The sequence below is a fragment of the Methyloglobulus morosus KoM1 genome, assembly GCF_000496735.2.
Taxonomy (GTDB): Bacteria; Pseudomonadota; Gammaproteobacteria; order Methylococcales; family Methylomonadaceae; genus Methyloglobulus; species Methyloglobulus morosus.
Genome location: NZ_AYLO01000108.1, coordinates 1 through 19,649, shown reverse-complemented (window position 1 = coordinate 19,649; position 19,649 = coordinate 1). Strand labels below are relative to the sequence as shown.

The window sequence follows — 19,649 nt, the reverse complement described above, 5'->3', positions numbered from 1 at the left end:
AAGAAAACGAAAAATATATAGCCGAATCATTTAAGTTCGGTTTTGACTTGACGTCAACATTTGTGCAAATCTTACAAATTCTTATCCCGTATTTCTTTGAGAAAAATTTTTTCCGTCACTTATGCAGAGCATAATATACTAGACTTATTTTTTTCAAGGCCGTATTAAAATGAAATTTTCGTTAACTCAGAAATTAACAAATAAACAAGCGATAATTGGAATTGTTGGTTTAGGCTATGTCGGCCTTCCGCTGACTATCCGTTTTTGCGAGGTGGGCTACAAGGTTATCGGTTTTGATATTGACCCAGAAAAGGTAACTGTACTTAACGCCGGCAAAAGTTATATTGAACATATCCCGGAAAGTTTAATTCAAAACGCCATAGGCCACGGTTTTGAAGCCACGACCCATTTCTCACGCGTTTCTGAAGCCGATGCCCTAATCCTTTGTGTACCGACCCCGCTAAACCAATACCGCGAACCTGACTTAAGTTTTGTCACAAACACCACTGATTCCTTATTGCCTTATTTAAGGCCTGGGCAAGTCGTTTCCCTGGAAAGCACGACTTATCCTGGAACAACAGATGAAGAATTGTTGCCAAGAATTGAATCCACGGGGCTTAAAGTTGGTGAAAATGCTTTCCTGGTGTATTCGCCAGAGCGCGAAGACCCCGGCAATATCAATTTTACTACCCGCACCATTCCCAAGGTGTGCGGAGGCTACACGCCGTCTTGCCTTGAAGTTGGCTTGGCCTTGTACGGCCAAGTGATAGATCGGGTCGTACCCGTCAGTTCCACGCGGGCAGCGGAACTTACCAAGCTGCTGGAAAATATTCACCGTGCAGTCAATATCGGCTTGGTCAATGAAATGAAAATGGTGGCTGACAAGATGGGCATCGATATCCACGAAGTCATCCGTGCCGCCGCCACCAAGCCTTTTGGCTTTGTGCCTTACTATCCTGGGCCGGGTCTCGGTGGCCACTGCATCCCGATTGACCCTTTCTACTTGACCTGGAAGGCCCGTGAATACGGGGTGCACACACGGTTCATCGAATTGGCTGGGGAAGTTAATTCTTCGATGCCGGATTACGTCATAGCCAAGGTTACCGCCGCATTGAATTCCTTGAAGAAATCGATCAATGGCAGCCGCGTTTTGGTGTTGGGCATTTCCTATAAGAAGAACGTCGATGATATGCGCGAATCCCCGTCAGTCGTGTTGATGGAAAAATTGCGCGATCTTGGCGCGGAAGTGTCGTACAGCGATCCTTATGTCCCTATTTTCCCCAAAATGAGACAACACAACTTCGACCTAAGTAGCGTGCAGCTCAGCCAAGATTTAATCGCCGGTTACGATTGTGTCCTGTTGGCTACCGACCACGACAGGTTTGATTATGATTTAATTAAATCAAGCGCCAAGCTGATTATTGATACAAGGGGGCGCTATTTACGGGAATCAAGCCAAATTTTCAAGGCTTAACTATAAGGTTTAAGCCAGCAATATGGAAATTGCTGGCTTCCTAATTAAAGCTTTTGTCGCCAACTGAGCGATAGACTAGGCGTCATATTCGAAATGTCGTTTTAGTTTGATTTGAAGAATCAAATATGCAAAAACAAATGGGTTCAATGACTTCCCGTTCTGCCATTTTATTTCAATGCCTAAGCACCCAAGCTCTCATGGATTGGTCATGGCGGGTTAGGACTGATCCGTTAAGTTGGGTTTACGATTATGGTAAGAAACTTAGCCTGGAATTTTAATCATCAGCAATCACTGGCCATAATGTCTTGATACTTTAAATATCGCTATAGGCCACATAAAGCCTATGGCACTATTTGGAACATTAAGGAAAAGGATTCATTTTGTCCAGTATTACCCACCACATGGAATTTCGCGCTGAGCTTGTGGTATCATGAAAGTAACAAATTTTTCGAAGTACCCGATTGAATTATCAATTACTTTCCAATAGCAGCCGTTCCACAGTCCGGATCACGTTGATGCTTCCAGTGATCTTTCTTGTTTTTGCCGCGACTGCAATTCCGATCGAGTTTCGACCACTTGGAGGGGCTAATTTTAGCTTTGCCTTCAAAGATTTTTCTGTTGTCTCCGATGTCATCGCAAATATTATTGGGTACATACCTATCGGAATTATATTTGGAGAATTTGGTTTGCTGAGAGCCTGCTTCTTCGCCACACTGATTTCGACGTTTTCAGAAACGAGCCAGTTAATAATAATGCACCGATACCCAGGGGTTTCTGATGTGATATCGAACGTATCCGGTGCAACTTTAGGAGCTCTCGTGAGCTTGCGTTGGACGATTCGTTCGCCTGCGATCCGGATCAGCAGATGGAATGCGATATTTGCGGCGTTGCTGACGGTCGCGCTGATTCTTTACGTTTGGACACTATCTAGCGACCCCATTAGTTCAAGGGGAACCTCATCACCAGGGACTCTCGAAGCCCTTTGGAAGCTCGACGAAAATAGCGGTCGCACGGTTTTGGATTTTTCCGGGCACGAAATGACGGGCAAGTTCAGCAAAGAGCCGATACGTCTTAATGGCATGATGGGCAACGCAGCCGTTTTTGATGGCACGAATTACATCGACTTTGGACATTCGACAGTACTTCGCCTCGCCGGCAACATGACGATTACTGCCTGGATCAAATCCAGTTCTTATCCCGTCGATGATGCGGCGATTGTTTCACAGCTCCAAAATGATCGTGGGTATCAGTTGGACACAACGATTGACAGGGGATCGCGCACGATCGGTTTCAAACTCACCGATGCATGCGGAAACCTCATGTCACGTTACGGAGCGACTTCTCTAGCCCTAAATACCTGGTATCATGTGGTCGGAGTCTACAACGCTGCGGCCCAGACGCTAGATGTTTACTTGAATGGAGAGTTGGACAACGGCTTTCTGCTCGGCTCGGTAAGCGGTGTACAGCGCAGTTCTCGCGGGTTGGTCTATGTCGGCAGAAGAAGTGATTCCAAACAATTCAATTTCTCGGGATCAATTGATGACGTGCGTATTTACTCATTTGCGCTCACGAAGTCCCAAATCGCGGCTGTAATGCATGCTGGAGTCATTCAAGTTCCCACAGTAAATCATGCCTCTAATAGCTTTCACTGTGGATCATTGTCCGATAATGAAGATAAGGAACTTCCAGGAATTGCTGCCACTTTAGGCGTACTCGTAGCGCTCGCCTGCATTGGCATCTGGCCGTCATATCAGTGGCCTATATTGCTCGGAATCAGCTTCGCTGCAGGTTTGCTACTTCTCACTGTCACTGCACCAAATCTACCTGCGTTTAACACCTGGATGCTACCGCTGGTTAGTTTAGCCGGAGGAGCGTCCGTAGCAGCTTCTGTGCGTCGGCCTGGAAAGCATGATCTTTATTCTTAACAGTCACATAGCAGGACACCTTTTCATGACAATGCAGTTATTCGAAACCAAGCGCCATGTGTTCGAATATGCGAAGAGTATTGTAATAGCAAACGGCTTCACTCAAAACTAGGCCCCCTCAGCCCAGATGCTTTTGAAACAAAAAACCGCTTAACCGAGTGTCCACAAGAGCCGGGTAAGGTCATTTAGTAAGGCTATGTCACCGTTAAATATGGAATTTTCATCTGCTTCTACAGTCGAATGATTTATATAGGATTCCTCTGGGAGAGCATCATGAACAACGGCGAATTCATGCAGTTAGTCACCGCCCTTCGGGAGCTGGATCATCATCAGCGCAAACGGTTGAGCGCTTCATTGAACCAAGCCAGCGACGAGGCCAAAGTCTTTGACGTGATCGAGGCCTGCTTTGAGTGCAAAAGTCTTGTCCTCATTGTGCCAGTGCCGAGTTGTACCGCTTTGGTTGTGCTGGCGGGTTGCAGCGTTACCGTTGCCAACAGTGCCACAAGACCTTCAATGCCCTGACCGGAACGCCCCTGGCACGGCTTCGTGGCAAGCCAAAATGGCTGGGCTACTTGGCTGCGGTGAAGCAATCGCTGACCGTACGCCAAGCTGCCGCCGACACCGGCATCCACCGCAACACCAGTTTCCGTTGGCGGCACCGGTTCTTAAGCTGGATCAGCCAGGATTGCCCGTCCCAGCTGCGCGGCATCACCGAAGCCGATGAAACCTACCTGCTGGAATCGGACAAGGGCAAGCGGAACTTGGGGCGCACGCCTAGAAAGCGCGGCGGCAGCGCCACTAAAAGAGGGGTCTCCGACGAACAGATCTGTGTGCTAGTGGTTGGGACACCAACACACGGACAAAAAACCTGAATTACATGATGGATGCCTATGTAATCGGCGCATTACCACCTTACAATTATCTTTTAGGGGGCAAACTTGTATCGTATCTTATTGTTTCTAAAGAAGTGCGCGAACTTTTCCATCAAAAATACAGGGATACGAAATATAATCAGTTAGCAGGAATATTTACCACTAGCTTGTATGGCAAAAGTTCTCAATATAATCGTTTGAAATTTAAAGATAGATTGCTCTATTCACCAATTGGCGAGACGAAGGGGTACGGTACTTTGCATCTAACCACTGAAACTTTTAAAGCCATGAACGACTTCCTTAAGGAACAAGGAATAATTGTAAGCAATAAATTTGGTGACGGCCCAAGTTGGACTATGCGAGTCATAAGAAACGCAGGAGAGTTATTAGGATTTAACCCAGATAATTTATTAATGCATTCTTTTAAAAGGAAAATATATTTTGTGCCGTATGCTAAAAACACAATTAGTTTTTTAAACCAAAAAGACACTTATCTTGATTTTTATAATCAAAATGTAAATACGCTAACAAACTATTGGCGAGAACACTGGCTTAGACAACGTAAGAATAACAATAAAATAATAGAAGAAGTTAAGTGGTTTAATCCAAATTATTTTGAAATTTGAATCACTCCACCGTCACCGACTTTGCCAGGTTCCTTGGCTGATCGACATCAGTGCCTTTTAGGACGGCGACGTGGTAGGAGAGTAACTGCAACGGCACCGTGTACACAATCGGCGATATTTCGTTGTCCACTTGCGGAATTTTCAGGATTTGGACATTGCTATCTGGGGACGAAGACAAGGTTTCGTCCATGAATACGATTAGCTGTCCGCCACGCGCACTGACTTCCTGCATGTTGGATTTGAGTTTCTCCAGCAGGCTGTTGTTTGGGGCAACGGTGATGACCGGCATATCGGCATCAATAAGCGCCAACGGCCCGTGTTTCAATTCTCCGGCAGGATAGGCCTCGGCATGAATGTAGGAAATTTCTTTGAGTTTTAACGCACCTTCCATCGCAATGGGATAATGTGTGCCCCTGCCGAGAAATAAGGCATGTTCTTTGTCCGCGAATTGTTCGGACAACACCTTGATTTCATTGTCTAACCGCAATACTTTTTCGATTTTTCCAGGCAAGGCGAACAATTCCGAAGTCAACTTCGCTTCCATAATATCGCTTAATTGAAACCGTCGCCCCATCGCAATAACCAGTAGCATCAGGGTGACTAACTGGGTCGTGAAGGCTTTAGTTGAAGCAACGCCAATTTCAGGGCCGGCACGGGTCATCAGAACGAGATCGGATTCCCTGACCAAGGAGCTTTCCGGCACATTGCAAATGGTTAAGGAGTGCTTGGCACCCAGTTTTTTGGCTTCCTGCAAGGCAGCCAGAGTATCGGCGGTTTCACCAGACTGGGAAATGGTGACTACCAAGGTGTCTGGCGCAAGAACCGGATTCCGGTAACGGAATTCGCTGGCAACTTCGATGCTGCATGGGACACGTGCCAGTTCTTCCAACCAGTAGCGGGCGACAAGGCCAGCATGGTAACTGGTGCCGCAAGCCAAGATAAGAATAGCCTTAGTGTTGTCGAAAATATCTGGGGCATTAAACCCAAAGGCGTTTTCCTGTAAGCGGTTATTGATGAAGCGACCTTCCAAGGTTTGCGAAATAGCGAACGGCTGCTCATAGATTTCTTTAAGCATGTAGTGCCGATATTCGCCCTTTTCAGCGGCTTCAGCGGTGAGTTGGCTGTCTTTGATGGGGCGGCTAACGATGTTGTCATCCTTATCGTAGATGACCAGGTCATTGATACCAATCGCGGCAATATCCCCGTCTTCAAGGAAAATAAACCGTTGTGTGACTGGGAGCAAAGCCGCCACGTCTGAAGCGATGAAGTATTCGCCAATCCCTACCCCAATCACCAAAGGGCTGCCTTTCCGGCAGGCAACCAAGGTATCGGGGTGGCCTGTGCTTAATATGCCCAAGGCATACGCACCTTCCAGCTTGGCGACGGCTTGCTTGACGGCCCCGACAAAATCATTTGTGGATTCAAGCGCGTCATAGATTTGGTGGACGATGACTTCGGTATCAGTTTGCGAAGTGAATTCATAGCCTCGTTCAAGCTGCTGGCTTCTTAGCTGTTCATGGTTTTCGATGATGCCGTTATGGACAACCGTCACCTTATTGCGACAGATATGAGGATGGGCATTTTGGGTACTGGGCTTTCCGTGTGTTGCCCAACGGGTATGGGCTATGCCTATATGGCCTGAGATGGGATCGGCTTGCAACAAGGCTTCCAAGCCCTTGACCTTGCCGAGCTCACGCTTCCTGTAAATTTCATGGTTGTGGATGACCGCCATCCCCGCCGAATCGTAACCTCGGTATTCAAGCCGTTTTAAACCTTCCAACAAGATAGGGACTACATTTCTTTGCGCGATGCCACCTACGATTCCACACATATCATCTATCCTTTTAGCTTACTTTTTTGACTGGTCGTTGCCACCCCGCAACCGAAACCTGTTTTGCGCGGCTCAAGGTCAGTTGGTTTTCAGGGCTGTCTTTTGTAATGGTTGAACCAGCACCTATCGTGGCATTCTTGCCAACCGTGACAGGCGCGATCAATTGCGTGTCCGAACCGATGAAGGCGCCGTCTTCAATTACTGTCCTATATTTGTTGGCCCCGTCATAATTGCAAGTGATCGTCCCCGCACCAATATTGACGTTGCTGCCTACCGTTGTATCGCCTATATAACTTAAATGGTTGATTTTGCTTTTGTCTGCTACGTCTGACTTCTTAATTTCCACAAAATTGCCGATATGGACGTTTGTCCCCAACACGGTCTCGGGACGTAATCTGGCGAATGGGCCGATACGGCTACCTGGGCCGATAACGGCATTCTCGATGAAACAGTTATCAAGAATTTCTACATTATCCCCAATAATGGAATTCTTGATTCGCGTATTTGCACCGATAACGATGTTGCTGCCTAAGTTATTTTTTCCTTCCAGAATAACATTGATGTCTATCTCAATGTCTTGCCCTAAAGATTCGATGCTGCCCCTTAAATCAAACCGCGCGGGGTCGCGAAAAGTAACACCTTGCTCCATTAAGCGTACCGCCTGTTCCCGCTGATAGACTCTTTCCAAATGACTAAGTTGCATCCGGTTGTTTACGCCCATAACTTCATCTTCTGAATGGGGATGGTTGGTAATAATCCGAATGTGTTCAGCCACTGCCAGTTCGATGATGCCGGTCAAATAATATTCGCCTTGGGCATTGTCATTCTTTAATTGGGTTAACCAGGACTTTAGCTTGTCCCCTTTAACCGCCATGATGCCCGTATTGACTTCCTTGATGAGTTTTTCGTCATTGGTGGCATCTTTTTCTTCGACAATTTTTTGTACTTGACCGTGGGAATCCCTAATTATCCTACCGTAACCTTTAGGGTCGGTCAGGTTGACGGTAAGTAAGCCTAGCGACTTGTCACCGACATTCGCCAATAGCATTTTTATTGTTTCAAGCTTTAATAAAGGGACATCGCCATACAAGATCAGTACGGTATCCCTGCCATCTATTTGGTCGGCAACCTGCATTACCGCATGACCCGTGCCTAATTGCTGTCTTTGTTCTATCCAGCTAGCTTCTAGCTGTTTTAGGCTTTCCTTGACCAAATCACCGCCATGCCCAAAAACGATCTTGACCTTATTTTCAGTGAGTTGTCTGCTCATGCCGTAAACATGTTCCAACAACGACCTGTCGGCTATTTTATGCATGATTTTGGGGAGTGCAGACCGCATGCGCGTACCTTTGCCCGCCGCCAGAATGATAGTGGTAATCGTCATTTATCCCCCTAAACAAAAAAGCCCGATAATGCAATCATACATTATCAGGCCTGTACTTTTTCTGACTATATAAAACTTTTGGTCAAGTTATTAATTAAACACCGCGCTTTCTGAGCCTATCCAATGTCCTTAATTGCATGATGGCTTCCGCCAATTGCGCCTGCGCGGTGGCATAATCGATCTTGCCGGATTTGTCGACCAAGGCTTCCTCGGCCCTTGCTTTGGCTTCGATAGCGGCGGCTTCATCAATGTCTTTCGCCCGAATCGCCGTGTCTGCCAACACAGTAACCAAATGCGGCTGCACTTCCAGCATTCCACCGGAGACGTAGAAAGGATGGCTTTCAGTATCGCTGACTTTTACACGCACTTCGCCGGGTTTTAGACGAGTGATGAACGGCGCGTGACGGGGTGTAATGCCCACTTCACCCAATTCGGCAGGCGCGAACACCATTTCGGCCGAACCGGAAAAGATTTCCTTCTCAGCGCTTACGATATCCACATGTACGGTCATGACCATAATATTCTCTAATTACTGCTAAATTTCGGGTCGAATCTTTATTTTAGTTTCTTCGCTTTTTCCAGCGCTTCATCTATTGTCCCAACCATGTAAAACGCTTGTTCTGGGATGGCATCGTATTCGCCTTCGATAATGCCCTTAAACCCGGCAATCGTATCTTTCAGGGAGACGTACTTCCCTGGCGACCCCGTGAAGACCTCGGCAACGGTGAACGGTTGTGATAGGAAACGCTGGATTTTACGCGCCCTGACGACAACGAGTTTGTCGTCTTCCGACAATTCGTCCATACCCAGAATGGCAATAATGTCGCGTAATTCTTTATAGCGTTGCAACACGCCTTGAACCTTCCGCGCGACGGAATAATGCTCTTGTCCAATTACCAGCGGATCAAGCTGGCGACTGGTAGAATCCAATGGGTCTACCGCCGGGTAAATACCTAATTCGGCAATCTGGCGCGACAGCACCACGGTTGCGTCCAAATGCGCGAATGTTGTGGCTGGCGATGGGTCGGTCAAGTCATCCGCAGGGACATAGACCGCTTGGATTGAGGTGATAGAACCTTTTTTGGTTGAGGTAATACGTTCCTGCAACACACCCATTTCTTCCGCCAATGTTGGCTGATAACCCACCGCAGAAGGCATACGGCCTAACAACGCAGACACTTCCGTACCCGCCAAGGTATAACGATAAATATTGTCCACGAAGAATAACACGTCGCGGCCTTCATCACGGAAATACTCCGCCATCGTCAATCCGGTCAACGCAACCCGAAGCCTGTTTCCAGGCGGCTCGTTCATTTGGCCATAGACCATCGCCACTTTGGATTTTGAAAGGTCCTCTATGTTGATAACACCGGCTTCCTGCATTTCATGGTAGAAATCGTTACCTTCACGCGTCCGTTCACCTACCCCCGCAAACACCGATAAGCCTGAATGCTGGGTCGCGATGTTATTAATCAACTCCATCATGTTGACGGTTTTGCCTACACCCGCACCGCCGAACAAGCCGACTTTTCCGCCTTTGGTGAAAGGGCAAACCAAGTCGATAACCTTGATACCGGTTTCCAACAGTTCAGTGGCGGCGGCTTGCTCTACGTAACTGGGCGCTTCACGGTGTATGCCCCATTTGACTTTTTCGCCAATTGCGCCTTTTTCGTCGATGGGTTGACCCAAGACGTTCATAATACGACCCAAGGTCTCCAGGCCGACAGGCACAGCAATCGGTGCATTGGTATTGGCAACATCCAAACCGCGACTCAGGCCGTCCGTGCTGCCCATTGCGATAGTCCTGACCACGCCGTCGCCCAGTTGTTGCTGGACTTCCAGCACCAAATCTTTACCTTGTACATTTAACGCATCATAAACCTTGGGCATCTCTTCACGTGAAAACTCCACGTCAACGACCGCGCCTATGATCTGAACGATTTTACCCAAACTCATTGAGTTGTCCTCTTAAATAATTAATTCGTTTTGCTACTGTCCTAAACCGCCGCCGCTCCACCAACGATCTCGGAGATTTCCTGGGTGATCGCCGCTTGTCTGGCCTTGTTATAGATCAATTGTAATTCTTTGATAAGGTTGCCGGCATTGTCGGAGGCACTCTTCATCGCCACCATTCTTGCCGCTTGCTCGCAGGCATTGTTCTCGACCATGCCTTGGAAAACAATAGATTCTATATAGCGGGTCAACAGGTGATCCAGCACTTCTTTGGCATCCGGTTCGTAAATATAGTCCCAATGCCCGGTCAGGGATTCTTCTATTTCATCCGCTACAACGGGCAGCATTTTGTTGATGGTAGGCAGTTGCGTCATGGTATTGACGAATTCGTTGTTGACCACATACAACTCGTCGATCCAGCCTTCCGCATAAGCATCCAGCATGATCTTGATAATGCCGACGATGTCGTTTAAATGAGGCGTATCGCCCAACTTGGTGACTTGACCAACCAAGTTAGTTTTCAGGTTGCTGAAAAAACCGGAAGCTTTTGTGCCTATGGTACAAACATCGGCCTCAACACCGATTTTTTCCCACTCGGTTAGTTGAACCAAGATTTTTCTAAATAAATTGGCGTTCAACCCTCCGCATAAGCCACGGTCAGAACTGACGATTATAATGCCTACACGCTTGACTTCACGCTGGATCAGGAAACTGTGCTTATATTCAGGATTGGCATGTGCCAAATGCTTGATGATCTGTCCTATCCTTTTTGAATAAGGCCGCGTCGCTTGCATCCGTTCTTTCGTCTTGCGCATCTTGCTGGCCGCAACCATTTCCATCGCGCGCGTGATCTTTTGCGTATTCTTGATACTGGCGATCTTCGTCCGTATTTCTTTACCAACAGCCATCAGTCGTCCTTGTTACCAACTGCGTGTTTCGATGAAGGACTCAATCGCGTTCTTCATACCATTTTTGATGTCATCAGAAAAATCGCCTGTCGTGTTGATGGTATCCATCAAGGCGGAATGCTCCGATTTCATGTAGCCATGTAAGCCCGCTTCAAATGCCAGAACCTTATTGACTTCCACCGCATCCAGGTAGCCCTCGTTGGCAGCAAACAGCGACATCGCCATCTGGGCAACCGACATCGGCGCATATTGGTTTTGCTTCATCAATTCGGTGACCCGTTGCCCACGCTCGATCTGCTTGCGTGTGCTTTCGTCCAGGTCTGATGCAAACTGTGCGAACGCCGCCAATTCGCGGTATTGCGCCAAGTCCAGACGGGTACCACCGCCCAATTTCTTGATGATCTTGGTCTGGGCTGCACCACCGACACGGGAAACCGACAAGCCGGCATTCACGGCAGGCCGGATGCCTGAGTTGAACAGGTTGGTTTCCAGGAAGATCTGTCCGTCAGTAATGGAAATGACGTTGGTCGGTACGAACGCCGATACGTCGCCGCTTTGGGTTTCGATGATCGGTAACGCGGTAAGCGATCCGGTCTTGCCTTTGACTTTGCCTTTCGTCAGTTTTTCGACTTCGTCAGCATTGATACGGGCGGCTCGTTCTAGCAAGCGCGAGTGAAGATAGAATACGTCACCTGGATAGGCTTCACGTCCTGGCGGACGGCGCAGCAACAGCGACACTTGGCGATAAGCCCAAGCCTGCTTGGTCAAGTCGTCATAAATGATAAGCGCATCTTCGCCGCGATCCCTAAAGAATTCGCCCATCGAGCAACCGGTATAAGGTGCGATAAATTGCAAGGCGGCAGATTCAGAGGCGGAAGCCGCGACGATAATGGTATGTTCCATTGCGCCGTGTTCTTCCAGTTTGCGAACCACGTTGGCAATGGATGAACGTTTTTGCCCAATCGCCACGTAAATACATTTAATGCCCGTGCCTTTCTGGTTGATGATGGCATCAATGGCGATAGCAGTTTTTCCGGTTTGGCGGTCGCCGATAATCAATTCGCGTTGGCCGCGTCCAATGGGGATCATCGCATCAATGGATTTCAAACCTGTTTGCACCGGCTGGTCTACCGATTGACGGGCGATTACGCCAGGTGCGATTTTTTCGATGGGCGAGGTTTCCTTGGTCTTGATTGCACCTTTACCGTCGATGGGATTGCCCAAGGCATCGACCACCCGGCCCAATAAGGCTTCACCGACAGGGACTTCCAAAATTTTACCCGTACATTTAACGGTGTCACCTTCCGAAATATGCTGATACGCTCCCAAGATGACCGCACCGACGGAATCCCGTTCCAAGTTGAGCGCCATGCCAAAAGCATTGCCAGGGAATTCCAGCATTTCGCCTTGCATGGCTTGGGACAAGCCGTGGACTCGCACGATACCGTCAGTCACGCTCACAACCGTGCCTTCCGTGTGGGATTCTGCGCTAAGATCGAAGTTTTCGATTTTCTTTTTTATCAGGTCGCTGATTTCAGATGGATTTAATTGCATGTCTATTTCTCTCTTACTGTAGAGCCTTACGCAAATTTTGGAGTTGGCCTCTAATGGAACCATCAATCACCCGGTCGCCTGCTCTTACCAGGACACCGCCTATCAATGAATTATCCACGGCCACATTCATGTGTATTTTTTTGCTTAATGTTTTTTCCAACGTGGCGGCAAATTTTTTCTCTGCCTCTTTGGTAAAAGCAAAAGCAGTCAATACGTCGACATCGACATAGCCCTCATCTTCAGCCTTGAGTTCCTCGAACTGTTTAGCAATGTCAGGCAACAATGCCAAGCGATTGTTTTGTAATAACGCCTTAAGAAAGTTACTACCTTCGCTGTCGATATGTCCTTGCCCAATATCGAGCAACAACCCAGTCAATTTTTCTTTCTTGACCTTTGGGTTGTTGACCAAGACGGACATTTCTTTGTTGGCGATAATTGCCGACATAAAAGCCAGTTGTTCCGACCATTTTGCAGCGCCGATCGTTTCTTTGGCGCGCTTAAATACGGCGGTCGCATAAGGTCTAGCCAATGTTGCCAGTTCGCTCATGATCGGCCTTATAACCTTTTGGAGATTTTTTCTACGATCTCCTGGTGTTTGGTTTTGTCGATTTCTGCAACCAGTATTTGCTCAGCCGCGCTGACTGCGAGAGCCGCGACTTCCTTTCGCAAGGTTTCCTTGGTTTGTTGCACTTCCTGTTCAATCTGCGCTTTCGCCGCAAGAATCAGGCGGTCGCCTTCTTTTTTTGCGGCACTTTTTGAGTCTTCCACAATATCGCTTGCCTGTTTTTGTGCCATGCTGACGATTTCGGAAGATTGATCTTTAGCGTTTTTAAGTAAACCTTTGGCTTTTTGCTCCGCCAAGAGCATTTCTTCCTGGCCTTTTTCAGCCGCCGCCAAGCCTTCGGCGATTTTCTTTTTGCGTTCTTCTAATGCAGCAAATAATACCGGCCAGACATACTCCATGACAAACCATATCAGGAGCGCAAACGTAATCATTTGACCAATCAGAGTAATATTGATACTCATGAACTGTTCCCTCGCGTGACTGTTATTTTTAAAGCCTTAGCCCGCTGCCGCTGCTTGTACCGCTGACAAGAATGGATTTGCAAACGTAAAGAACAATGCCAAACCAACACCGATCATGGTGACCGCATCCAACAGGCCGGCAACGATAAACATTTTGACCTGTAACATTGGTACCATCTCAGGTTGACGTGCCGCGCCTTCCAGGAATTTTCCGCCCAAAAGACCAAAGCCGATAGCGGTTCCCAACGCGCCCATACCCAAAACCAGACCGACGGCAATCGCGGTCATACCTTGTACATCGGCGATTAATTTAGCAATTTCCATGACAACTCCAAACGTAGTGTTATTAAAAGTAAGTAAATAGTTAATGGGCTTCTTCGTGCGCCATGCTCAGGTAGACGATGGTCAATACCATGAAGATAAAGGCTTGCAACGTGATAATCAAAATATGAAAAATTGCCCAGGGTAGGCTCAACACGGGCTGGAGATAAGCCGGCAATAAAGCGATCAACATGAATATCAATTCACCCGCATACAGGTTTCCAAATAGTCGTAGCGCAAGCGAAATCGGCTTCGCCAGATATTCAACAAAATTAAGCAGGATATTAAAGGGGATCAACAGCCAATGGTTAAATGGGTGCAACAATAATTCCTTAGAGAAACTCCACAACCCTTTGATTTTTAGATTGTAAAAAATAATCAGGCAGAACACGGTTATGGATAAGGCAAACGTTGCATTCAAATCGGTACTGGGGACTACACGCAGATAAGGGATACCCATGACTGACCCAATAGCGGGCAACAAGTCTATTGGGAACAAATCCATGAAGTTGAATAGGAATACCCAGCAGAATATGGTCAATGCAAGCGGCGCAATCAGTTTACTATGCCCATGAAAACTATCTTTTACCTGGGTATCAACGAATTCAACCATCATTTCGACGAAATTTTGCACCAGACCCGGGACTTCTGTGGTGGCATTATCCGCCGCTTTCTTGAAGAACCAAACAAACAAGGAACCCAAGATTGCCGAAAAAAACAGGGTATCCAGGTGTAAAGTCAAAAAGCCTTCGCCCACGCTTAATGGCGTCAAGTGGTGGATGATATAACCGGTTGCACCTTCAGCGGCGTGAACTTCGGTAGCCATTGTTCCTCTTCAAAAATATTCAGCGCATTAAAAGCGCAAACCAAAAAACCGATAAGGCGGCAATATAGCCTGCCAACAACGGCAAAATCTCTAAATTTGGAAATTGGAAAATCAGTAAGAACAGTGCCGCCGTTAAAAACAACTTCACTGACTCCCCCGTGTAGAAAGACTTTAAAATCTTTCTGGGATCTTGCCCTGCCGATCCAGACACCCGCAACGCAAAATACAGGTTCGGAATAAAGGCCGCCAACCCGCCTAATGCCGATGAAAAGGCTTTTTGCCATCCCCCAACAGCAAAGCCCAAACTAAGAACCGTGATTATCAACATTTGATAACCCAGGATTTTAGCGACAGTAGACAAATTGCCGATTGCCATACTGCCTCCAAATACTTAACGGCAGGGATTATATCTGCCAGGAAACACTAAATCAAGATGGAACAGCGTTAACGCTGTGTATCGCATTTATTAACTAATGCTTATCGACAAAAACTTAAGCTTAATTAGTCGCCTTACATTTAAAAACTTTAAAGCCGCTAAATATCCGTTATTTTTTGCCCTCAGCACTGGGGCTAAGCTGCATCGTTTTAAGCATCATCAACAGCTCGTTCCTTTGTTTTTTTAATGGCTCAATCTCGGCTTCAAGCGTCGCAATATTTTCGGCCACTGTTCCCTTAGAGTCGTTCATCTTCTTGAGCATCTGCAAACGGTTTTCAATTTGTTTCTTGTGGTCTTTAATCTGGTGCATCAAGGGCATCAACACACTGGCACTCCAAGCCGTTGCATCCGCATGGGCTTGTCTTAGGATATTCCTGGCTTTCGCAATCAGGGTGCTATATAGCCGGTTAATGACCACACTTTGCTCTGTCATTGTGGTCTTTGCACTGACCCGGAAATTCTCGCCCTCTTCAAAGACTTGTTCCAGTTCAAGCTGATACTGTTTAATCGAGAACAGTTGCGGTTCAATTTCTTTAAACCCATACTCATCATGGAATTTTTTGTGTATGGCTTTGACCAACCGGCGGGTTTCATTGGTGATATCGACGGAATCCTGAAGCAGGTCCCGAAGGTCGTCGAACAATTTACGGATATTCTGCTTCATTCCGTAAGTGGTCAGGCTTTTTTCCATGTCATGCTTGGTGTTCCTGATAATGGTGTCGATACGTTCTTTAGAGAAAGAATCGATCAACATCTTGGCCTGGACAGTAAACACCCGACGGCTGGCCTGGAAGTTCTCAATGTTAGCCATGTACAGGTTTTGGCGGTCTCGTGTCTCCGCCATCAGCTTGCCGGTCATGTCTTGGTTTTGAAAGTCAACTTTCTTAAATTCTTCGAGCTGTGAAATTCCGTTTGCCAACGAGGATTCTGTCAAGTTTAGCGATTCATTCACCAAAAACCCTATATCCCTAGTAACGGTTTCCATCAGGATAAAACGCCGCTGATTAACGATCCCTTCCGCTAAATAATTTTCTAAAACATCAATCCTGCTCCTTTGCAGCAACGCTTTGTCGCCTTTTACTTTAGCTAATAAGGCTTGCTTTGCAGAAACAGGGAAAATGGCTGATGTTTCTATTTTTAAAGTCGTCGCCGAGGTTTCAACCTGAGATTTAATGGCTGCTTGGTAACCCGAATCGCCCGCCAAATCGTCCCACATGGAATCGATTTTGTTCATGACAACCGCCAACCCACGCTTGCTGCCGCCACGGGCATGGCAGACGTGGTTGCGCCACATATCCATATCGCTCTTGGTTACACCGGTATCTGCGGCAATAACGAATATGACCGCTTGTGCGCTCGGCAACATGCTTAGGGTCAACTCAGGCTCTGCACCCAAAGCATTCAGGCCGGGGGTATCTAGAATGGTCAAGCCTTCTTTTAGTAAAGGGTGGGGGAAACTGATTAAGGCATGCCGCCAACAAGGTATTTCAACTTTTACTAGATTTAAAATACCCTGTTCTGCCGCTTCTTTTTCATTCCATAAACCCAACTTGTCTGCAAGTTCACGATCGACTTGTTTGGTGGCAACCAACTCTTTAAAGGCCTCCTGCATTTGGGTAGGCGAGTTACAATCCAGGTCAATCTGCTTCCATCTCGCTGTATTGGCCTTGAATTCAGCCATTGATACGTCTTCAAGCCTACTTTCTATATCTAACAAGCGGATATAATTGCCGCCTTCTTCGTCATAGTAAAGCTCAGTAGGTGACATGGTGGTGCGTCCGGCTGAAGACGGAAGCAATCTGACGCCCGTCTCTGCAAAGAACAGGGAATTGATCAGTTCTGTTTTGCCGCGCGAAAACTCGGCGACGAAAGCCAGAGTTATCCGGTCTGATTGCAGGCCACTAAGGACATTCAGGATGGTATTGTTACTGTGGGAATCGTTCAAATCGTAGCGAATACGCCACTGGTGATACATTTCGATACCTTGTATCAACTTTGCCCGCCATAGCGAGTATTCGTGCATTTGTTCTTTAAATTCCATATTGCTCATGGCAAGCCTTTGATTAACGACATGTTTTATACATTAGTATAGTCAAAATTTCAGACGTAATATTTCCCAGTAATTGTAGACTATAACCCAAGAACTGTTAGATTTAGTTAAGCTTAAATATTTTTAATTTTTAAACTCCGTACCGCTTCCTATAATCGGCTATTGCTCCCATCTGCCCAATTGCGTTGCTTTCAATGTAATCGATAATGTTTTCAAGGCTGATTATCGCTATGACAGGGATTTTAAAGCATTCTGTGACTTCCTGGATAGCGGAACGGCCACTTTCCGCTATCTCCTGCCTGTCCAAAGCAATCAGCACACCGGCTGGGGTCGCACCAGCTTGCGAAATAATCTCGACAGACTCCTTGACTGACGTGCCGGCCGTAATGACATCGTCAACAATCAAAACCTTGCCTTGTAAACTGGAACCGACCAACACACCGCCCTCTCCGTGTTCTTTTGGTTCTTTGCGGTTAAATGCAAAGGGGATGTCGCTGTCCATTAATTTTGCATAAGCGATGGACATGGAGCTTACCAATGGTATGCCCTTGTAAGCCGGGCCATAAAGAATATCCGGCGCTAACCCTGATTGTTTCAACGCCTGGGCATAAAATTCGCCCAACTTGCCCAATTTTACACCGGTGTTAAAAAGGCCAGTGTTGAAAAAATAGGGACTGGTACGTCCTGATTTTAATAGAAACTCACCGAATTTCAGGACACCGCACTCCAACGAATAAGCGATGAAATTTTTTTGATAATCTAGCATTAAATTCTATGTTTTTCAGATAGGTTGGTTGATTATAGTTTAACTCTTCGCATTATCCGTCCCAGATTCTAACATTTCGATTAAAACTGTGATTAGCTCTGCAATACTAAGCACACAAATTGTAGATATAATGGCGCTAGCCTTAAGCCCAACCGTTCCTGGGCTTAAGTTTTTTGTCCTTCTCAAAAAGCCACAATTCACAGTAAAAAGCAAGCTTATCAAGTATGACATGAAACCCTACAAGCACGAGCCTGAGCCTAACCTAACCAGCTTGCCCACTGGTATCCCTTACATCATCGCCAATGAAGCGGCGGAAAGGTTCAGCTACTACGGGATGCGGGCCATCCTGGTCGTATTCATGACCCAATACCTGACCGACAGCACAGGGGTAGCGGCAGTGATGTCCGAACAGGAAGCACAAGGCTATTTCCATTTGTTTGTCTCAGCCGTTTATTTTATGCCAATATTAGGCGCATTGGTTTCAGATGGCTTATTAGGAAAATACCGCACGATCATTTTGTTATCACTGGTCTATTGTTTGGGTCATTTTGCCTTGGCTTTAGATAATACCCGCATGGGGCTATTACTGGGACAAAGTCTTATCGCTTTGGGTGCTGGCGGCATCAAGCCTTGTGTTTCCGCGCATGTTGGGGATCAGTTCGGGCCAGCCAACCGGCATCTGATTGGCAACGTGTTTAGCTGGTTTTATTTTGCCATAAACTTCGGCGCTTTTGCAGCGATGTTGATTATCCCCTGGTTACTGGATCGCTACGGCCCGTCTTTGGCCTTTGGGATTCCAGGTTTATTGATGCTAATTGCCACCTTGGCCTTTTGGTCAGGCCGTTATCAATTCGTCCACATCAAGCCAGCGGGTATGACTTTTATTAAGGAAATGTTCAGTCAATTTGGGATGGCTACTTTAGGCAAACTAGCCTCAGTTTACGCATTTATCGCGATATTTTGGGCGCTCTTCGAACAAATAGGCTCTTCCTGGATATTGCAGGCGCAAAAAATGGATCGTGTTATCCTGGGAATAGAATTTCTGCCTTCGCAAATACAGGCGACCAATCCATTGCTGATCATGCTTCTGACGCCGCTATTCACCTATGTTGTCTATCCACGCTTGAATAATCTGCTTGCACTTACTGACGTAAAAAAAATGGCGATCGGCCTGTTCCTTACTGTGATCGCATTCGCCATTGCCAGCACCATACAGATGCAGTTAGACCGAGGCAGCATCCCTAATATTATCTGGCAGCTTATTGCGTATCTTATCCTGACTTCGGCAGAAGTCATGGTTTCCATCACTTGCCTTGAATTTTCCTACCACCAAGCGCCCAAAACCATGAAATCCTTTGTGATGGCCTTCTATTTATTGTCGATAGCCACAGGGAACCTGTTTACCAGCGCAGTCAATTTCTTCATTCAAAATCCCGATGGCACCAGCAAACTCCAAGGTGCCAGCTATTTTTGGTTCTTTACTATTTTAATGTTAATTACGACGATATTATTTTTGTGGACAAGCTCTCATTTTCGTAAATACAATTATTTCCCCAATAACGACGGTTGATATATCTTCTATTCTATTGTATATATCCCTTGTCAAGAAATTAATAAACCGCAGAGCTTCCCTTATATTATAAATGTTCAAATTGAGCGGCAAAAATCCTGTGCAAAAAGATATTATTTACGAACTG

At 46.7% G+C, this 19,649-nt stretch carries 17 protein-coding genes and 1 pseudogene; 5 read left to right on the top strand and 13 right to left on the bottom strand.

Annotated features, from left to right (window positions below):
- Positions 1 to 169 precede the first annotated feature (169 nt).
- The 4 genes and pseudogenes from MGMO_RS13950 to MGMO_RS13930 all read left to right on the top strand — a co-directional run bounded on the left by MGMO_RS13950 (position 170) and on the right by MGMO_RS13930 (position 4,897).
- On the top strand, positions 170 to 1,474 hold the full coding sequence (locus MGMO_RS13950; protein WP_023495697.1) for a nucleotide sugar dehydrogenase: 1,305 nt from the start codon (positions 170 to 172) through the stop codon (positions 1,472 to 1,474).
- A 461-nt stretch (positions 1,475 to 1,935) separates the two neighbouring features.
- Positions 1,936 to 3,399, top strand: a complete 1,464-nt coding sequence (locus tag MGMO_RS13945; protein WP_235557293.1) for a LamG-like jellyroll fold domain-containing protein — start codon at positions 1,936 to 1,938, stop codon at positions 3,397 to 3,399.
- 273 nt (positions 3,400 to 3,672) lie between these two features.
- A pseudogene (locus tag MGMO_RS19105) lies at positions 3,673 to 4,238 on the top strand (transposase); the annotation flags it as partial.
- Between the two features lie 38 nt (positions 4,239 to 4,276).
- Positions 4,277 to 4,897: a Druantia anti-phage system protein DruA gene (locus MGMO_RS13930; protein WP_023495694.1), complete on the top strand. Its 621-nt coding sequence runs from the start codon at positions 4,277 to 4,279 to the stop codon at positions 4,895 to 4,897.
- A 1-nt stretch (position 4,898) separates the two neighbouring features.
- Here MGMO_RS13930 and glmS read toward each other — a convergent pair whose 3' ends face one another.
- The 13 genes from glmS to pyrE form a co-directional block, all read right to left on the bottom strand.
- Positions 4,899 to 6,728, bottom strand: coding sequence for a glutamine--fructose-6-phosphate transaminase (isomerizing) (gene glmS / locus MGMO_RS13925; RefSeq protein WP_023495693.1), 1,830 nt, complete (start codon positions 6,726 to 6,728; stop codon positions 4,899 to 4,901).
- A gap of 13 nt (positions 6,729 to 6,741) precedes the next feature.
- On the bottom strand, positions 6,742 to 8,112 hold the full coding sequence (gene glmU / locus MGMO_RS13920) for a bifunctional UDP-N-acetylglucosamine diphosphorylase/glucosamine-1-phosphate N-acetyltransferase GlmU (protein ID WP_023495692.1): 1,371 nt from the start codon (positions 8,110 to 8,112) through the stop codon (positions 6,742 to 6,744).
- A 94-nt stretch (positions 8,113 to 8,206) separates the two neighbouring features.
- Positions 8,207 to 8,629, bottom strand: coding sequence for a F0F1 ATP synthase subunit epsilon (locus tag MGMO_RS13915; protein ID WP_023495691.1), 423 nt, complete (start codon positions 8,627 to 8,629; stop codon positions 8,207 to 8,209).
- A 38-nt stretch (positions 8,630 to 8,667) separates the two neighbouring features.
- Complete coding sequence (atpD, locus tag MGMO_RS13910; protein ID WP_023495690.1) at positions 8,668 to 10,068, bottom strand: F0F1 ATP synthase subunit beta; 1,401 nt, start codon at positions 10,066 to 10,068, stop codon at positions 8,668 to 8,670.
- Between the two features lie 41 nt (positions 10,069 to 10,109).
- Positions 10,110 to 10,973, bottom strand: coding sequence for a F0F1 ATP synthase subunit gamma (gene atpG / locus MGMO_RS13905; RefSeq protein WP_023495689.1), 864 nt, complete (start codon positions 10,971 to 10,973; stop codon positions 10,110 to 10,112).
- A gap of 12 nt (positions 10,974 to 10,985) precedes the next feature.
- Positions 10,986 to 12,527, bottom strand: a complete 1,542-nt coding sequence (atpA, locus tag MGMO_RS13900; RefSeq protein WP_023495688.1) for a F0F1 ATP synthase subunit alpha — start codon at positions 12,525 to 12,527, stop codon at positions 10,986 to 10,988.
- 13 nt (positions 12,528 to 12,540) lie between these two features.
- Positions 12,541 to 13,074: a F0F1 ATP synthase subunit delta gene (locus MGMO_RS13895; RefSeq protein ID WP_023495687.1), complete on the bottom strand. Its 534-nt coding sequence runs from the start codon at positions 13,072 to 13,074 to the stop codon at positions 12,541 to 12,543.
- An 8-nt stretch (positions 13,075 to 13,082) separates the two neighbouring features.
- Positions 13,083 to 13,553: a F0F1 ATP synthase subunit B gene (locus tag MGMO_RS13890; protein WP_023495686.1), complete on the bottom strand. Its 471-nt coding sequence runs from the start codon at positions 13,551 to 13,553 to the stop codon at positions 13,083 to 13,085.
- Positions 13,554 to 13,589: 36 nt separating this feature from the next.
- On the bottom strand, positions 13,590 to 13,877 hold the full coding sequence (atpE, locus tag MGMO_RS13885) for a F0F1 ATP synthase subunit C (RefSeq protein WP_023495685.1): 288 nt from the start codon (positions 13,875 to 13,877) through the stop codon (positions 13,590 to 13,592).
- Between the two features lie 40 nt (positions 13,878 to 13,917).
- Entirely contained in the window at positions 13,918 to 14,700 is a 783-nt protein-coding gene (gene atpB, locus MGMO_RS13880) for a F0F1 ATP synthase subunit A (protein WP_023495684.1), read from the bottom strand.
- Between the two features lie 19 nt (positions 14,701 to 14,719).
- Positions 14,720 to 15,076, bottom strand: coding sequence for an ATP synthase subunit I (locus MGMO_RS13875; protein WP_023495683.1), 357 nt, complete (start codon positions 15,074 to 15,076; stop codon positions 14,720 to 14,722).
- Positions 15,077 to 15,245: 169 nt separating this feature from the next.
- On the bottom strand, positions 15,246 to 17,186 hold the full coding sequence (locus tag MGMO_RS13870; RefSeq protein ID WP_023495682.1) for a dynamin family protein: 1,941 nt from the start codon (positions 17,184 to 17,186) through the stop codon (positions 15,246 to 15,248).
- A 130-nt stretch (positions 17,187 to 17,316) separates the two neighbouring features.
- Positions 17,317 to 17,952 carry an orotate phosphoribosyltransferase gene (gene pyrE / locus MGMO_RS13865; RefSeq protein WP_023495681.1) on the bottom strand — a complete coding sequence of 212 codons (636 nt, stop codon included), beginning with the start codon at positions 17,950 to 17,952 and terminating at the stop codon, positions 17,317 to 17,319.
- Between the two features lie 229 nt (positions 17,953 to 18,181).
- Here pyrE and MGMO_RS13860 point away from each other — a divergent pair, with 229 nt between their 5' ends.
- Positions 18,182 to 19,522, top strand: coding sequence for a POT family MFS transporter (locus MGMO_RS13860; RefSeq protein WP_036308192.1), 1,341 nt, complete (start codon positions 18,182 to 18,184; stop codon positions 19,520 to 19,522).
- The last annotated feature ends 127 nt before the right edge of the window (positions 19,523 to 19,649 follow it).

Excerpts from the sequence above, each read along its gene's own strand:
- MGMO_RS13950 (WP_023495697.1), top strand. The coding sequence starts at position 170 with ATGAAATTTTCGTTAACTCAGAAATTAACAAATAAACAAGCGATAATT.
- atpD (WP_023495690.1), bottom strand. The coding sequence starts at position 10,068 with ATGAGTTTGGGTAAAATCGTTCAGATCATAGGCGCGGTCGTTGACGTG.
- MGMO_RS13860 (WP_036308192.1), top strand. The coding sequence starts at position 18,182 with ATGAAACCCTACAAGCACGAGCCTGAGCCTAACCTAACCAGCTTGCCC.
- atpB (WP_023495684.1), bottom strand. The coding sequence starts at position 14,700 with ATGGCTACCGAAGTTCACGCCGCTGAAGGTGCAACCGGTTATATCATC.
- glmS (WP_023495693.1), bottom strand. The coding sequence starts at position 6,728 with ATGTGTGGAATCGTAGGTGGCATCGCGCAAAGAAATGTAGTCCCTATC.
- MGMO_RS13895 (WP_023495687.1), bottom strand. The coding sequence starts at position 13,074 with ATGAGCGAACTGGCAACATTGGCTAGACCTTATGCGACCGCCGTATTT.
- pyrE (WP_023495681.1), bottom strand. The coding sequence starts at position 17,952 with ATGCTAGATTATCAAAAAAATTTCATCGCTTATTCGTTGGAGTGCGGT.
- MGMO_RS13915 (WP_023495691.1), bottom strand. The coding sequence starts at position 8,629 with ATGGTCATGACCGTACATGTGGATATCGTAAGCGCTGAGAAGGAAATC.
- MGMO_RS13870 (WP_023495682.1), bottom strand. The coding sequence starts at position 17,186 with ATGAGCAATATGGAATTTAAAGAACAAATGCACGAATACTCGCTATGG.
- atpA (WP_023495688.1), bottom strand. The coding sequence starts at position 12,527 with ATGCAATTAAATCCATCTGAAATCAGCGACCTGATAAAAAAGAAAATC.
- glmU (WP_023495692.1), bottom strand. The coding sequence starts at position 8,112 with ATGACGATTACCACTATCATTCTGGCGGCGGGCAAAGGTACGCGCATG.
- MGMO_RS13930 (WP_023495694.1), top strand. The coding sequence starts at position 4,277 with ATGATGGATGCCTATGTAATCGGCGCATTACCACCTTACAATTATCTT.
- MGMO_RS13890 (WP_023495686.1), bottom strand. The coding sequence starts at position 13,553 with ATGAGTATCAATATTACTCTGATTGGTCAAATGATTACGTTTGCGCTC.
- atpG (WP_023495689.1), bottom strand. The coding sequence starts at position 10,973 with ATGGCTGTTGGTAAAGAAATACGGACGAAGATCGCCAGTATCAAGAAT.
- MGMO_RS13875 (WP_023495683.1), bottom strand. The coding sequence starts at position 15,076 with ATGGCAATCGGCAATTTGTCTACTGTCGCTAAAATCCTGGGTTATCAA.
- atpE (WP_023495685.1), bottom strand. The coding sequence starts at position 13,877 with ATGGAAATTGCTAAATTAATCGCCGATGTACAAGGTATGACCGCGATT.